The sequence below is a fragment of the Paenibacillus sp. LHD-117 genome (assembly GCF_030929555.1).
GTDB lineage: Bacteria > Bacillota > Bacilli > Paenibacillales > Paenibacillaceae > Pristimantibacillus.
In genome coordinates this window covers 168,374-183,703 of record NZ_JAVFVT010000005.1, presented here as the reverse complement: position 1 = coordinate 183,703, position 15,330 = coordinate 168,374, and the positions used below count along the sequence as shown (strand labels likewise).

General features: G+C 51.9%; 18 protein-coding genes. 16 read left to right on the top strand and 2 right to left on the bottom strand.

The features are described from left to right. The first annotated feature begins 25 nt into the window (after positions 1-25). The 4 genes from RB620_RS05510 to RB620_RS05505 all read left to right on the top strand — a co-directional run bounded on the left by RB620_RS05510 (position 26) and on the right by RB620_RS05505 (position 3,254). Complete coding sequence (locus RB620_RS05510) at positions 26-487, top strand: hypothetical protein (protein ID WP_308092573.1); 462 nt, start codon at positions 26-28, stop codon at positions 485-487. Positions 488-1,432: 945 nt separating this feature from the next. Then, positions 1,433-1,552, top strand: coding sequence for a transposase (locus RB620_RS30275; RefSeq protein WP_374121364.1), 120 nt, complete (start codon positions 1,433-1,435; stop codon positions 1,550-1,552). An 83-nt stretch (positions 1,553-1,635) separates the two neighbouring features. Beyond that, positions 1,636-1,785 carry a transposase gene (locus RB620_RS30270; RefSeq protein ID WP_374121367.1) on the top strand — a complete coding sequence of 50 codons (150 nt, stop codon included), beginning with the start codon at positions 1,636-1,638 and terminating at the stop codon, positions 1,783-1,785. Between the two features lie 170 nt (positions 1,786-1,955). Next, positions 1,956-3,254: a hypothetical protein gene (locus tag RB620_RS05505; RefSeq protein WP_308092572.1), complete on the top strand. Its 1,299-nt coding sequence runs from the start codon at positions 1,956-1,958 to the stop codon at positions 3,252-3,254. 47 nt (positions 3,255-3,301) lie between these two features. Here the strand turns inward: RB620_RS05505 and RB620_RS05500 are convergent, their stop codons facing one another. Continuing rightward, complete coding sequence (locus RB620_RS05500) at positions 3,302-3,685, bottom strand: hypothetical protein (protein WP_308092571.1); 384 nt, start codon at positions 3,683-3,685, stop codon at positions 3,302-3,304. 791 nt (positions 3,686-4,476) lie between these two features. Between RB620_RS05500 and greA the strand changes: the two genes are divergently transcribed. The 7 genes from greA (at position 4,477) to RB620_RS05465 (ending at position 11,061) form a co-directional block, all read left to right on the top strand. Continuing rightward, a complete protein-coding gene (greA, locus tag RB620_RS05495; RefSeq protein ID WP_308092569.1) occupies positions 4,477-4,956 on the top strand; it encodes a transcription elongation factor GreA in 480 nt (159 codons plus the stop codon). Between the two features lie 160 nt (positions 4,957-5,116). Next, positions 5,117-5,953, top strand: a complete 837-nt coding sequence (locus RB620_RS05490) for a YitT family protein (protein ID WP_308092567.1) — start codon at positions 5,117-5,119, stop codon at positions 5,951-5,953. A gap of 62 nt (positions 5,954-6,015) precedes the next feature. Further along, complete coding sequence (locus RB620_RS05485) at positions 6,016-6,300, top strand: alpha/beta-type small acid-soluble spore protein (protein WP_374121363.1); 285 nt, start codon at positions 6,016-6,018, stop codon at positions 6,298-6,300. Positions 6,301-6,447: 147 nt separating this feature from the next. Then, positions 6,448-7,503, top strand: coding sequence for an NAD(P)/FAD-dependent oxidoreductase (locus RB620_RS05480; protein ID WP_308092564.1), 1,056 nt, complete (start codon positions 6,448-6,450; stop codon positions 7,501-7,503). A 206-nt stretch (positions 7,504-7,709) separates the two neighbouring features. Continuing rightward, positions 7,710-8,675 (top strand): winged helix-turn-helix domain-containing protein, encoded by a 966-nt coding sequence (locus RB620_RS05475; RefSeq protein ID WP_308092562.1) that lies wholly within the window; start codon positions 7,710-7,712, stop codon positions 8,673-8,675. A 228-nt stretch (positions 8,676-8,903) separates the two neighbouring features. Next, positions 8,904-10,202: an MFS transporter gene (locus RB620_RS05470; protein WP_308092560.1), complete on the top strand. Its 1,299-nt coding sequence runs from the start codon at positions 8,904-8,906 to the stop codon at positions 10,200-10,202. A gap of 16 nt (positions 10,203-10,218) precedes the next feature. Next, positions 10,219-11,061 carry a TolB family protein gene (locus RB620_RS05465; RefSeq protein ID WP_308092558.1) on the top strand — a complete coding sequence of 281 codons (843 nt, stop codon included), beginning with the start codon at positions 10,219-10,221 and terminating at the stop codon, positions 11,059-11,061. 167 nt (positions 11,062-11,228) lie between these two features. On the opposite strand, the gene RB620_RS05460 is transcribed toward RB620_RS05465, so the two are convergent. Beyond that, positions 11,229-12,290: an LLM class flavin-dependent oxidoreductase gene (locus RB620_RS05460; protein ID WP_308092556.1), complete on the bottom strand. Its 1,062-nt coding sequence runs from the start codon at positions 12,288-12,290 to the stop codon at positions 11,229-11,231. A gap of 174 nt (positions 12,291-12,464) precedes the next feature. Between RB620_RS05460 and RB620_RS05455 the strand changes: the two genes are divergently transcribed. The 5 genes from RB620_RS05455 to RB620_RS05435 all read left to right on the top strand — a co-directional run bounded on the left by RB620_RS05455 (position 12,465) and on the right by RB620_RS05435 (position 15,260). Then, positions 12,465-12,809 carry a hypothetical protein gene (locus tag RB620_RS05455; RefSeq protein WP_308092554.1) on the top strand — a complete coding sequence of 115 codons (345 nt, stop codon included), beginning with the start codon at positions 12,465-12,467 and terminating at the stop codon, positions 12,807-12,809. An 87-nt stretch (positions 12,810-12,896) separates the two neighbouring features. Next, the gene (locus RB620_RS05450) at positions 12,897-13,517 is read left to right on the top strand and encodes a TetR/AcrR family transcriptional regulator (protein ID WP_308092553.1); all 621 of its coding nucleotides are present in this window, start codon (positions 12,897-12,899) and stop codon (positions 13,515-13,517) included. 23 nt (positions 13,518-13,540) lie between these two features. After that, on the top strand, positions 13,541-13,990 hold the full coding sequence (locus RB620_RS05445; protein WP_308092551.1) for a DUF1284 domain-containing protein: 450 nt from the start codon (positions 13,541-13,543) through the stop codon (positions 13,988-13,990). Beyond that, a complete protein-coding gene (locus RB620_RS05440; protein ID WP_308092550.1) occupies positions 13,987-14,355 on the top strand; it encodes a DUF4180 domain-containing protein in 369 nt (122 codons plus the stop codon). Before RB620_RS05445 ends, RB620_RS05440 begins: the two co-directional genes overlap by 4 nt. Positions 14,356-14,450: 95 nt before the next feature. After that, positions 14,451-15,260 carry a GNAT family N-acetyltransferase gene (locus RB620_RS05435; protein ID WP_308092549.1) on the top strand — a complete coding sequence of 270 codons (810 nt, stop codon included), beginning with the start codon at positions 14,451-14,453 and terminating at the stop codon, positions 15,258-15,260. Positions 15,261-15,330 lie beyond the last annotated feature (70 nt).

The following is a 15,330-nucleotide window of genomic DNA, read 5'->3' as shown; positions in this document are numbered from 1 at the left end:
TACGGATGCGGGCAGGTGAAACGAGATGAAGAAGACGAAGCTTCCTGGCGACAATATAAGCCTGAAAACGAAAAAAAACGAGAACCCGCTGGTCATGTCCTGGCTGAATTCGCAGACGAATCTGATGGACTCCCTTCGCTACTTGGTAGAGAAAGAGATTTCGTCGAACGGCGTCCGGAATTTGCAGGCGATTATACCCGCTGCGCGGGGCGAATTGCACAATTCGCTGTCGGAGCTTCAAGATTCGACAGCCGCGCGGGAATCGACGATGGCGCGACTGTTGTCGGAGGCAGGCGCAAACGATGCAACAATGGCGCGGCAGTTGTCGGAAGCGGGCGCAAGCGATGCGGCCATCCAGGCCGCGCTCATCGCCGCCCGGCAACTCGCCGTCGCAGCGGAAGCGGCAGCTCTAGAGGCTGCCTCAGAGGCGGAGGCGGCAGCCGAGGAGGAGGAAGTGGACGAGGAGGATATCGAGGCGTGGAGCTGACCCTGGGGGTGCGGAGCAGATTCCGCGCCCTCGTTTTTTTGCGTGCAATCGAGCCGCATCTGGCATTGTTACATTATCTAGCATCACTAAGTAATACTAGATAACGCTAAGACATATTTGGGAACTCATTGCCTCACTTAGTATTACTGAATATTACTGCGAATACGCCTAAGTGATGCCAAGTAATGCGTATATAAAGAGGTGTTGGACGCCGAAAGCTGCAGCATCAAGTGGGTTTATTTCAAAATGCAGACATGCCTCGTATGGCTAAGTAATACTTTGTATTATTTTTATGTGATCGTTCTTTCGCCTTATATAACCTTACGAGCCAACGTCTAGACAAGTCTAATGCGCTGCCCTATTATCTTTACTAGAGACGAAGAACGTCCCGACTCCACCGCATGAGGTGGAGTCGGGACGTTTTATTATTGTTTAGGAAATTATGAAACTCTAAGAATTGTGGATAAGTACGTCGAAAAAATAAGGGTAACCAAGAGACATGGAAGAAACGCGGAGTAGGCAAACAAATTCTAAAGGATCACTTTCAAGGCTTTTGGGAGCTTTATGCGAATCACTTCTAAAAGGAATTGCAAACAGCCATACAGGATGCAGTAAAGAGGGCAATGCGATGTGGCGCAAGGATATGGGAAATGCGAGGTACGAGTGTATGGGATGTAAAAAAGGTAAGCCTGAGCCAGTCCTCATTTGCGTTACTTGCAAGAGCCGTTTTTGTCATGGATGTAGGAAGAAATACACTGATGACTGGCCAGAAAACAGCAGGAGAGGATCTTAAATGTCTTTCATCGCCATACCGTATTTACTGTATTGAAAGAGTTGAGGAAATATTTCTTTGAGAATCGCAACCGTCTAAACGAACTGAGTAAAGAAGTGGCGAAGGTCATCCAATATTAATATCGCCCTAAAAATAAGAGCAAGCAGTATGAATTGGGCATCATTACGGTCATTCATACGCTTGGCAGGGATCTAAAGTTTAATCCGCATATTCATGCATTGGTTACGGATGGTGCATTAGATCGCCATAAGCAGCGGAAGAGTGTTACTTGAGAAAGTCATGGCAGAAACTGCTTATGGATTTAATGCTGAAGTGGTATCCCGACGATGCGAAGGTGAAAGAGCTGGTAAACTAACTGTACAGTCGATACAAGCATGGTTTTTATGTCAACGCCGAACAACGAATGAAGGATGCCGGTGGAGCGGCCAAGTATATTGGCCGTTATTTGGCGAGCCCAGCAATCGCAGAGTATCGCATCGTAAAGTATGACTACCATAAGGTATAACGATAAGTCACCGCAAGGTGATTTTGTTCAGTCTCAACTTTTTATCGGGCAACAATATTCATCAAATTCTGAAACCTTTTATGGAAATAATGGTTCTTTTTAACTATTGTAGAACGCACTTTATATAATTTATTATTGGAATCGATGTAAATATTTTATAATTAAGGAGAGTGATTATTCTGTTCAGACAGTTCAGAATCTCGGTACTCAGCATGTTAATTATCATCATGGCATTTTCTTCTTTAAACATGGTAGCTGCAGAAGGAAAAAGTGACAATGATCCATTTACGTCCGTTGAAAACTTTCTCGCTGAGATTGACAAGAATAACTACTCCGAATCGCTAAACTATTTTGTAAAACCGATGAAGGAGGAGTTTTCCTTATTTATTCAAAATAAAGAAAATGAAGGTACTGGAATTTTAGGTGTTAAGAAAGCAAAGCTCAAAGGGTACAAAGAGTTGGATCATACAGCAGCTCAGAACTACACTCCGTACTTCGATGCTATAACGGCCCAATACAATAATGTTCATTTCTTCTATGTGGCAGTAGATTACAAAGTTACTGCTGAATCTGAAATGAATATGAATGGTATTAACTACATTTTCGTGGCAGTAGTAATGGAAGATGGCGAATGGAGAATTGCTCAATATTCAGTGGCGCCAGTAGATAACATTGTGGGTGATAATCAAGGGTTTAATACATCTGATGAGCAGAATTGGGTGAAGCAATATCGAGAACGATTTAAAGGGGATTATCTGAATCGTAGCAATAAAATTCTTAAAACAAACGCTAAATTGGATGTGGAAAACGAAGAAAACACAGCGGCCACAATGGAAATGAGTGGTTTAGCGGTACAAGCTGCCGATGAGTTCGAAAGGCCGGCAACGATAAAAGTAAAACTAATGAAAAATGCCAATTGGACACATTACAAATGCATCGGAGTTGGATGCATAGTAGATGTTGACTTTTATTATTACATTAAAAACACATTGGTTAATGAATGGACTTATATATCTCCAATGGAGGCACTTAAGTCAGGTGCAATGGCAGTAAAAATGTATGCATGGTTTGCTGTTTACAATCCGCTGAGCCCACTTGGTAATTACGCTCTTAATGACGGAATTGCCCCATCCGGCACCTATCCAGATCAAGCGTTTGATGTCAAAACAGAAAAAAGTAGAACAACAGATGCAATTAACGCTGTAGGTAATTTGGCAATGGGAGATTTAAGAAACAACGTAGTTAGATTATTTCTAGCAAGATACGCTCTAGGACAATACAATGGAACATTTGATGCGCACACAGGAGAATTGCAACAGGAAGGGTCAAGATGGTGGGCCGAACCATTAACTACTACTGATCCCAATACAGGGGCAATAATATACAGAAACAAAGACATGTATTGGATTCTTGACTATTATTATTTGGGATCGACAGAGGTTGCTGATTTAGTCTTTTTCACATATTAATAGAGTATCTAACCAAAGAAAACTGTTCCCTCGTAGGAACAGTTTTCTTATTCATCTTTAAGAATATTCAAAGTATTCACTTCGCATTTGCTGTAATTCTCATTACAAATTTTAATTAGCAGATGATGATGGAGATTTAATTCTTTCGGTGGTTCCCATTCGAATTCCCATTCATTTTTTTCATTTCCCTGTAATGAGCCTATATTTGTATATTCTCTGTCTATATTTGTTCCGGTTGGGATTATGCTGAAACTAATGAATGAGGTGTTAGAAGTTTCGAGTTTGATTTTTAAACTGTCTGTTTGTTTGAGATTAATCCAGTTATTAATAACTGGCGGTTCACTTTTAATTGAAATAAAATGCGGTTGTTCTTCTGATAAATTAGTGAAAAGCAAACTTCCGAGAATTAGTGTTTTAATTAGCAATCTCATCGCCTCCTAATCACTAAAATCCCCAGATTCATTTTAGTTATTCATTAATCAGCGAAATCAAATAATGGACTAAGAGAATAATTGGTTTACAAATATTCATCCTCATCCTCATTTTGACTCTCTACAAAAACAAAGCGTTTGTGACACTTGCCGCAGAGGATATCCAGCTTCTTTTTAGCACGGACTTTAATGGTGTCTTATAATTCTCGCAATCCTCTTTAGGACAGCGCCAAAAGAGCTGTACGGGCTTTCGTTTTCGTTTTAGGAACGCCATCCTCATCTTCTTCATCCAGCTCGTCACCCCATGTGTAGCGCTTGACCAGGAATGATTCCGGCTGCAGGGGGAACGTCAAGAATAAGGCTTCCAGCCGGGTCGTTTAGAATAGTAGCAGGAAAACCTCCCCTTAATATGTTTACTGGAGCATTCTGCTCCTGCAATGTGTCGATTTAGTGGGAAGTTTTCCTGCTGCGTGCTCGGCAATAGTCTCTACGGATAATTAAGAGGAGAAAATCCCGCTAGATCGACTCCATGTACATTGTAGCTCAACCGAATTTGAGGGCGATGTACAAGCCGGATGAGCGGACTGCCACTCACCGGCTTTCATGCTATTCCGTTCAGGCAGCCACGTATACCGAGTGCCGGGTCGGAAACAATGGAGAGGACGAAGCTCGCATCCCCGCGTAGGGGCGGGAATTATGATACACTATGGTGTAGGCTGATCGGCCGGGAGAAGAAGGAAGCCATGTGGGTCAGGCATCATTGGATAGATAAGGAAGCGGAGGCTGCAATCATGAGCAAGGAAGAATTGATCTTAACGTCAGAAGGTTTGAAGAAGATCGAAGATGAATTGGAAGAGCTGAAGACGGTCAAGCGGAAGGAGCTGTCACAGCGATTGAAGGTAGCGATCAGCTACGGTGATCTCAAGGAAAACAGCGAATACCATTCGGCCAAGGACGATCAAGCGTTCATGGAGACGCGTATTCTGCAGCTCGAGAGAATGCTGAAGATCGCGCGCGTGGTAGACGCGAGCAGCTTAAGCTCGGGCAAAGTCAGCGTAGGTTCGGTCGTTATTCTCAATGATATCGAGTTCAGCGAGAAGATCGAATACCAAATCGTCGGACCGGCGGAAGCGGATGTGGCGGATAACAAAATTTCGTACGAAAGTCCGCTGGGCCAAGAGTTGATGGGCAAGAAGGTAGGCGACATCATCAACGTGAACGCGCCCGTCGGCATCATCAAGTACGAGCTGCTGGAAATCAAAGCGGTTTAGCGCGAAAGCATAAAAAAGATCATTGCCCGCGAGCGGGAGCATCTGCTATAATCGGCTTTGGCTTACCCCAATTTCAAAAAGCGCCGATGCGTCATTCGGCAATCAAACGGATACCTTGCGGTGTTCGTTTTTTTTCGGACAAGGAAGGGATTATGGTTCTATGAACAAACGATGGATAGACATACTCATGTTGATCACGGGTTCGTTGTTGTTCGCGGTCGCGATCAATGTATTCGTCATTCCTAACGACTTGGGAGAAGGGGGCGTCACGGGCGTCACCATCATCCTCTATTATCTTCTTGGGTGGTCCCCGGGTCTTGTCAACCTCATAGCCAATGTGTTCTTGCTGGCAATCGGCTACCGGTTCCTGGATCGGACGACTACGATTTATACCGTGGTGGCGGTGTTGTTCAATTCTCTGTTCCTGCATCTGACGCGCCACTGGACGGTAGAGACCGACGACCTCATGATCAACGCCATCTTCGGAGGGGTGCTCACCGGGATCGGCCTCGGCTTGATCATACGGGTAGGAGGAACGACGGCGGGCTCTACGATTTTGGCCAAAATCATGAACAAGTACCTGGACTGGAATACCAGCTACGCGCTTCTCGCGATCGATTTGGTCGTCGTTCTGGCTTCCGTCTTCATTATCAAAGTGCAAGGGCTGCTGTTCACGGTCGTCATGCTCTACATCGGCACTAAGGTGATGGACTTTATGATCGAAGGGCTGAACGCGCAGAAGGCGGTCATGATTGTTTCGAACCATCACGATTTAATCGCGGATCGGGTCAATACGGTTATGGAACGGGGAGTCACGGTCTTCTACGGACGCGGGAACTACACGAACGAACCTAAAAATATTTTGTACATCGTGATTACCAGGGGAGAACTAAGCACGCTGAAAAAAATCGTGAAGTCGGTCGACAAGCAAGCTTTTCTGACGATCCATGATGTGAGAAACGTATTTGGCGAAGGATTCGTCGAACTATCCAAATAACCTGCATCAATTGTCGCGTTGACGGGCAACTTAGAAGCAATAGACGCGAAGGGGCGATGAAGGTGTCGAGAAGACGAAAGTACGCGGTGCCCGGAGCCGAGCGCGGCATGCAGGCGTTCAAGGCGGAAGTCATGAAACGGGAAGGCTACAAGGTTGATCCGAATCGGCCGGATGACGTCAAGTTCGAAGTGGCGAAGGAGCTCGGCGTACCGCTTAAGCCTTACGGGAACGGAGACCTGTCGACGGAGTCCGCCGGACACATCGGAGGCAAGATCGGCGGTTCGATGGTGAAGGAATTGATCCGGATGGCCCAAGATCAGCTTTCCAAAGGCGAATCCAACTCATAAACGAAGACAAGTGCAAGTACACGCCGGAGTCGTTCCGAGAGGAATGAATTCTGGCTTTTTTGTGTCCAAAGTGCAATAATGATTTTCATTCTCATATATTTATGGTACGATTTGATCAGGATAAACCTTGAAAAAGGAGTTTGAAAAATGACGATAGATACGATATATGACATGACGGTTATCGGCGCCGGGCCTGCGGGTCTCTACTCCGCGTTCTATGCGGGGCTGCGCGAGATGAAGGTGAAGATCATCGAGTTCCAGCCGATGCTCGGCGGCAAGGTTCATGTGTACCCTGAGAAAATGATCTGGGATATCGGCGGGTTGACGCCGATTACGGGCGAGCAACTCATCCATCAGCTCGTGCAGCAGGGGCTCACGTTCTCGCCGAAGGTCGTGACGGGAGAGAAGGTCACTTCCATCTCGAGGGGCGAGGATAACGTGTTCGTCCTACATACTTCCTCGGGGGAGAAACATTATTCCCGTACCGTCATTCTGGCGGTTGGAGGCGGCATTCTGAAGCCGACGAAGCTCGATATCGAAGGCGCAGACCGGTTCGAGGTATCGAATCTGCATTACACCGTCAAGTCGCTGTCGCGGTTCAAAGACAAAACCGTCTTGATCTCGGGAGGCGGCAATGCGGCAATCGACTGGGCGAACGAGCTGGAGCCGATCGCGAAGAAGGTGTACCTCACTTATCGGAAGGATGTCTTGAAAGGGCATGAAGCCGAAGTGACGAAGCTGATGAAGAGCTCGGTAGGCGTCCTGCTCAATACTTCGATCGGCAAGCTGATCGCAACGCCGGAGCAGGATGCGATCGGCACGGTCATGATCAAGAATCATGACGACGGCTCGGAAGTCGAACTGGCGGTGGATGAAGTTATCATTAACCACGGCTATGAACGCGATTCGGATCTGCTCGAGAAGAGCGAGGTGCAGATCCGGATGCATGAAGAGTGGGGCATCGCCGGCACGTCGATGAGCGAAACCTCGGTTCCCGGGATATACGCCGCAGGCGATATTCTGGCGCATGACGGCAAGCTGCATTTGATCGCCGGCGCCTTCCAGGACGCGGCCAACGCCGTCAACAAAGCGAAACAATACATCGCACCGGATGCCAATGCTTACGGCATGGTGTCCTCCCACAACGAGGTTTTCGCGGAGCGGAACCAGGAGCTGAAGAAAGCGATGTTTGCCGCGAAGTAGCTTTAGGAAGGCTCATCATTTCTGGATAGAACGATAGCAGGATAAAGAGCGATTCCCGATCATAGGAATTGCTTTTTCTTTTTTAAGCGCTTGTCATTCGTACTGGCCTCGGGCTATGCTGCAGTCTCGCGAATAGATTGATCCAGTGCAATTGTTTTTCTTATAATAGAGCTACTTACAACAAGGCGAAGGAAGGAGAGTTGGTCATGCAAGCCGCGCTGGCGTTCGATCGCGACAAGCTCACCGTGTCCTACCGCGGCCAGGAGATCGTGCTGCTGCCCAAGGAATATACGTTGTTGGATTTTCTATGCCTCCATGAAAGCCAGACCTTTAGTCGCGAGCAGCTGCTTAACGCGGTGTGGGAGCTGGAATCGCCCGTCGACCGGACGGTGGATGATCATATTTACCGCCTTCGAAAGAAGCTTACGATATGGGAGTCCGATGTGAGAATCGAGACGGTCAGGGGCGTAGGCTACCGGTTCACGCAGAAGCGGCCGGAGCCGAAGGCGAATCCACTCCATGCGCTCCCGAGCTTTGCGGAAGAAATGCGGGGCATCGCGGACATGTACTTAAGATACGGAAGAGGGGACGCGCTGCTTACCTTGTACAAGAACAAGGAGATGCTCGGCTTCGACGTCGATCCGGGGTTCGGCTTGCTTATCCGAGCCATGGAAGGCGATGTCCGGTTCGCGGTGGATCCGGCGGCCGGCTCCATCCGCGAGCGCGCTTTTCTTCTCCTGTATCTGTATCAGCATTTGGAGCCGGAGGACAATCGTCCCTATATTGAAGCCGCGCTTCGCGCGCGATCGCTTCCCCCGGTATGGCAAAATGAGCTGGAGACCATGATGATCGTCCAACTGCAGATGGATTGGGGCGAATACGTCCAAGCGTCTGCGCGCTTGGAGCAGTTAACGGCAGAGGTGCACAAGCAGCGCTGGGAGGGTCTTATCCCGTATTGCGCGAATCTGAGACTTGCCTATTCCCTGCATGCGGAAGAGGAAGAAGCGCAGCTAGCGGCGCTGAGGCAGGCCGAGCTGGAGCTGGAACGGTATCCGTACATGCGGGAAGAAGGGCAGTTGTTTTTGCTCAAGGGGCTGCTTCTGTATCGAACCGATCCAAAGGTTGGCGAAGCGTGGATGGAACGGGGCAGGCAGGTGCTTCAGCAGTCGTAATTCGTTCTTCACTCCCTGCATGGCTTGCGTACGGTGCTCGATTTCTCGCGGCGATTGGGATGGGAGGACGTGCAACGGCGGTTCTCGGCCGACTGGGATCGGCTGCTGAGCCGAACGGGACTTTACGAAATACGAAGCGAAATGAAGCGGCAGCTGCATCGCTTTTTTTGCGAAGGCGAGCTCCTCTGATCTTCCTCTGACAGAAGGTGGTTACGGTAGAGGAAACGGATGATGGAGGGATACGTCATGGTTGTTGCCGCTGCTCGAATGTGGTTGCCGCTGAAGGAGAAAGGTTTTCGCCGGTTGTTCGCGGGTCAGGTGTTATCCGACTTTGCCAACTGGCTGGATTTTATCGCGATTAGTACGCTTATCGTATATGGATGGGGTCAAGGGCCGATGGCGATGGCGCTCTTCTCGTTATGCGTCGGCATTCCATGGGCCGTCATCGGTCCGCTCGCCAGCGTCAGGATGGGAAGGTTCTCGGGCAGGAAGGTTTTGATCTCATGCGATCTGCTGCGCGCCGCGATCGTGCTCGCCATGCTCATGGCCAATTCGCTCGGCTTCATGCTGGCGCTGGTTTTTTTGAAAATGAGCGTCAGTTCGGTGTTCGATCCCGTCCGGCAGCGCGCGGTGAAGCGGCTGGTCGATGCCGGTCAGCTTGCGCAGGCTTCCTCGCTAAGCGGGTTATCGGTCAATCTGACCAAAATTATCGGGCCGATGGTCGGCGGCGCCTCGGCGTTATGGATAGGCGGCAGCGCACCGTTCGCGATCGGAGCCGGATTGTACGCGTTGTCCGCATTGGTCCTAATGGGACTGCCCGAGTGGAAGACGGAAGAACGAGGTTCCGCAGGTGATCGCGGAGGCATGCGGCAGGCGCTCTCGGACATGGCCACGAAGCCGCTGCTGAAGTCGGGCATCCTCTTTATGGGCCTCATGTTCGCGTTGATCTTTATTTACGATAACCTCTTCGTCGTCCTAGCTATGGAGGCGGGGCTGCCGGAGAAGCAATTCGGGCTGTTGATCGGCGTCGTCGGAGCGGGAAGCGTCGTCGGAGCGCTTGCGGCCGGGCATTGGGACGGCTGGAAGCGAAGTCCGGTTGCCCGGATGGCGGCGGCAGGCGGTTTGTCGGGCTTCATTCTTGTGCTCGTGGGTCTCTCGGGACAAGGCTGGCTGCCCGTGTCGCTGAGCGGCTGGCTGCTCGCCGGGGCGCTTCTTGGGATTAGCGGGGCGCAGGCCGCGGTTCCGTTCGCCTATATTCTGCAGACGGAGACGACGGACGATACGATCGCGCCCGTATCGGCAGCCGCCTCGGCCATTCAGACGGGTTCCATACTGATCGCTCCGTCGGTTGGCGCGGCAGCCGCGGCCTACTTGGGAGCAGGCGGCGTCTTCATCGCCGCGGGGCTGCTCATGACGGCGGTCGGATGGCTGTTTTGGGGGATGACCGCGGGCGGACGGCGATCGGGCGCGCGCGCGGGCGGAGGGCAAGAAGCTGCGTCTAACCGAGTAGAACGATTCGCCGAATAGAAGGAGAGATGGAGAGATGAACGTAAGAAGTTTGCTCGAAACGATGGATGTGCGGACTGGCGAAAGATCCGTGCATGCGACGTTCGATAAGCTGATCGAAGCGCCCAATTGGACGCGCGACGAGAAGCTGATCTATAACAGCGAGGGATCGCTATATGACTTCGACCTTGCGACCAGGGAAAGCCGCCGGATCGATTCCGGCTACGCGAACCGGTGCAATAACGACCATGTCCTCTCGCCAGATCATTCGGAGATCGCGGTCAGCCATCATACGAAGGAAGACGGGCAATCTCGGATCTACGTGTTTCCTGTTGCAGGTGGCCAACCGGTGCTGATTACGGCGTTGGGACCAAGCTACCTGCATGGCTGGTCGCCCGACGGCAGCACGCTTGTCTATTGCGCCGAGCGTAACGGCGAATACGATATTTACGCGATCCCGGCAGCGGGCGGCGTGGAAACGCGGCTCACCGACGCGCCGGGTCTTGACGACGGTCCGGAATATTCGCCGGATGGCCGCTACATTTGGTTCAACTCCGTACACTCGGGACTGATGCAGATCTGGCGGATGAGAACGGACGGCAGCGAGCAGACGCAGATGACGTTCGACGAAAGCAACAGCTGGTTCCCGCATCTGTCGCCCGACGGGGAGACGGTGGTCTACATCGCGTACCGCAAGGGAGATGTCGCGCCCGGAGACCATCCGCCGAACAAACACGTCGAACTACGTGCGATGCCCAGCGCGGGCGGCGAATACCGCGTCCTGGCGAAGCTCTTCGGCGGACAAGGCACGATCAACGTAAATTCATGGTCGCCGGACAGCTCGCGGATTGCCTTCGTCAGCTACGAGCTGATCGATTGACGCAACAGGCATCAGGAGGCAGGAATCGGAAATTGAAAGCTGAATATAGAAGACGGAAAAAGCAAAAACCTTCGCAGCTGCTTGCAGTTGCGAAGGTTTTTTTGTATGACCGGCTCACGAAAATAACGGCAACGAGTGGCGAATAGCCACGCGCCAAACCGATGCGTTTAAGCTTGCGCTTCGGTACGAGCCAGCTCCTTGTGCACGATCGGAGCGACCTTGGTGCCGAGCAGCTCGATCGCATGGAGCATCTCTCGATGCGGCATCGTTCCGACGTTCAGGTGCAGGAAGAAGCGGGTGACGCCAAGGTTCTTGCGCAGCAGGACGATCTTCTCCGCCACGAACTCGGGGTCGCCGACATAGAGGGCGCCGCGCAGCGTGCGGGCTGCGTCGAACGCCGAGCGGTCGTAAGCCGGCCAGCCGCGCTCGCGCCCGATCTTGTTCATCTGCGCTTGCGTCGAAGGGAAGAACAAGTCGGCCGCCTGGTCCGTCGTATCGCCGACGAAGCCGTGCGAATGCGTTGCGATCTGCAGCTTGCGCGGGTCGTGGCCGGCTTTGATGGCAGCCCGCTGATACAGATCAACGAGCGGCGCGAACCGCTCCGGCAAGCCTCCGATGATGGCGAAGGCGATCGGCAGGCCGAGCACGCCCGCGCGAACGGCCGACTCCGGATTGCCGCCGCTGGCGATCCATACCGGAAGCGGGTTCTGCACGGCTCTTGGATAGATGCCGAGGTTGTCGAAAGCTGGACGATGTCCGCCTCTCCAGCTAACCTTCTCCGAGTCGCGGATCGCGAGAAGCAGCTCCAGCTTCTCCTCGAACAGGGCGTCGTAGTCGTCAAGGCTATAACCGAAGAGCGGGAACGATTCGATAAACGAACCGCGGCCCGCCATGATCTCGGCCCTGCCGTTCGACAAGCCGTCGAGCGTTGCGAAGTCTTGGTAGACGCGAACCGGATCGTCGGAGGACAACACTGTAACGGCGCTGGAGAGCCGAATATGCTTTGTCGTTGCGGCTGCGGCCGCGAGGGCGACGGCGGGAGAGGAGCCGGCGTAATCCGGTCTGTGATGCTCGCCGATGCCGTAAACGTCAAGTCCGACCTGGTCGGCGAGGACCATCTCCTCTACCGCGTTGCGCAGCCGTTCCGCATGGCTCGCGGGTCCGCCCGTCGCTTCCAGGAACGTGCTGATGCCGATTTCCATCTTCTTCTGATTCTTATCTATCGTCATGGGAGTAAGCCCTCCTTATTTTCTTTCTAGTTTACTATATAATTTAATGTTTCTCAACAATAGTAAGTAATTTTTGGATCTTTCCATGATTGCAACCAATACGGTTCCCTGCTATAATTTGATCGATCATTCAAATTATTGATTATATAATCAAATTATAAGGGCGGGATCGGCATGAACAATCGGGTATTGGCGGTTTTGAGCTTATTGGCGGGCATTCTAGTGTTGGCTGGAACATGGTTTTTTTATCAAGAACGGATAGACTGGCCGAACTTCCATTGGTATCATTGGATTCAGCCGGGGTTAATGGTGCTGGGAGGGCTGCTCTGCTTCGGCGCGGCCATCGGGTACCTGACCGGCAACCGCGACAATAACAGCAAAAACATGCTGATTCTAGCAGGGTCCATGATCCCGTTTATTCTGGCGCTTCGACTCGTGATCGTCATCTGCGTGGCGGCGGGCATGGGTATCGAGTGGCTGGCGGACGGTGCTTCCTTCGAAGGGTTCAGCTTCAAGTGAAGCGGGTTATGGTTGACGCTTCTTATTATCGCGGCGATCATTACGGCTAAGCTGCTGTCGAAGAAAAAGAATGAATGAGGGATTGGTATGAGCGATGAACGCAAATCCGATGGGAAGGGCTCGTTTATTTCCGAAGCGAGACGCGAACAAATGATGGAAGCGGCGATCGCGACCTTGGACGAGATCGGATTCGCGGCCGCCAGCTTGTCGCAGATCGCGAAGCGGGCGGGGATCAGCACGGCGCTGATTTCGTACCATTTTGACGACAAAAACGACTTGATGAACCATCTTCTTATGAGACTAGTCGGGCAATCGACCGAATATATTGTGGAACAAGTACGCAAGGCAGCGACGCCTGCGGAGCGGCTGAGAGCGTTCATCGCTTCGAGCCTCGCTTATCAGGAAGCGCATCCGTCACGGTATACGGCGCTGCTCGAGATCATCTTCCACGCACGGACGCCGGAGAACGTTCCGTATTACAAGCTGAACGATCCGGATGACGAAGAGCCGATTATGATGGAGCTTACCAGGCTGTTGCGCGAAGGGCAGCAGGAAGGGGCGTTCGGGGTATTCCGCGTGGAAGTGATGGCAACCGCGATTCAAGGGGCGATCGGCGAATATTTGCTAAACCCCGCCATCGCGAAGAGCACCGGGCTGGAAGCCTATACGAACGAGCTGGTCCGGATATTCGAGAAGGCGGTTCGCTAGAAGGGTAGAGGGAGGCAAGATTCATGACGATTCGGCTAAGAGGGCATCATCTGCTCTGCTTGTTAGGCTACCGGGGCAAGGGCTATTCGGACGGGTTCTGTACGAATATGACGGAAATTTACGAGACGCTGCGGGTTCGCCCCGAGACGGAGATCGCGATCATCGAAGGTCCCGACGATATTTGCCGCGCGTTCCCGGCAGATCAGCATTCCCATTGCCGGAACGATTCGGTTTTCCGGAAGGATAGCGACATTTTGTCGAAGGTGGGGATGAAGATCGGAGACAGCGCAAGCTGGTCCAGCATTTTGGAGAGGGTAGCGGGCAACGTCCAGCCGGACGATATCCGGACCTTGTGCTCGGACTGCCGATGGGAGCCGTACGGTCTCTGCAAGGAGGGCGTCGCCCACATACACGGTAGAAGAGAGCTTCGTCCGCTGCCTGAACAAGGAGAGAAAGGAGGACAATCGGCATGAATATACGCATCGATTCCCGCGGCGACTCCAGAGTTGCGATCATTGAAAGCGGAGAAGTTGTCATCCAAGACGCGCAGGATGCGCTTGATCTGATGGCGACGGTGAGCTACAACGAGGATGGCTGCAATAAGCTGCTGCTCGACAAAACAATGCTGGCCGAAGCTTTTTTCGACTTGAAGACCGGGCTGGCGGGCGAGATCTTGCAGAAGTACACGAACTATCGAGTGAAGCTGGCGATTGTCGGCGACTTCGGCGGATACGGCAGCAAGAGCTTAAAGGATTTTATTTATGAATGCAACCAAGGGAAGCAGGCGTTTTTCCTAAAGGATGAACAGGCTGCGCTGGATGCGCTGCATGGGGTTTGACGGACGCAAAGGTTGAATGAGGGTTTGGGGTATAATGAGAGCAACGATCGGGAAAGCCGAAGCGTGTGTGCTTTGCTTGTAAGGAGGCGTGTAAGATGAATGATCAAGAACGGCTGAAGCCGCTGGAGCTTGTACGGAGAGCCGAACGGATGGAGCTGGAGCTGACCCAATGGAACGCGATCCGCGCGCTCTCCGGAGTCGAGAAGCGGCTAGAGGCGAAGCGTATCGGGGAGACTACGCTGCTTATCGAACGTACGGCACCGGATTCCGTCTATTATAATCGGGTCAAAGGTTTTGGTCCCGCGGACCTGCCCGAGCTGGATGACATTCTGGCTGCGTACGAAGGGTTCGCTCCCAGCTTCGACATGGCGCCCCCGAATATGACGGAAGATATCGGCATCGCGTTGACCGAGAGAGGGTACGCGCCAGCGGAGCAGCTCGCCTTCCTGTATACCGAACGTTCGGAGGACTGGCAGGCCGGGTCGCTTTTTCATATCGAACGGGTAACGGATGCCGCCGCCGCGGATACGTTCATCGAATGGATCGTCTTGTCCAATCCAGGTTTGAACATAAACGAAGCAACGATTGCGAGGACGCGGGATTGCTTCCATGCGCCGAACTTCCGCAATTACATGATTCGGATCGATGACCATCCCGCGGCGATGGGGTCGATGTTCCTACATGGGGAAGAGGGTTATATCGCGAACGACTATACGTTCCCGGATTTCCGAGGCAGAGGCTGCCAGTCGGCGCTGCTCAAGGCAAGAATGCACGATGCCGCCGAGCTTGGCTTGAAGCGCCTCTATACGGACGTCGAGTTCGGATCGGTCAGCCACGGCAACATGGAGAAGGCCGGCTTCCGGCTTGCTTATGTAAATACGATATGGCTCAAGATTGATTGTTGACATTGTGTAAAGAGAGCAGTACAATCATCTTAAATCGTTCTTAATAAAGAACGAATTGCATTACAGCGAA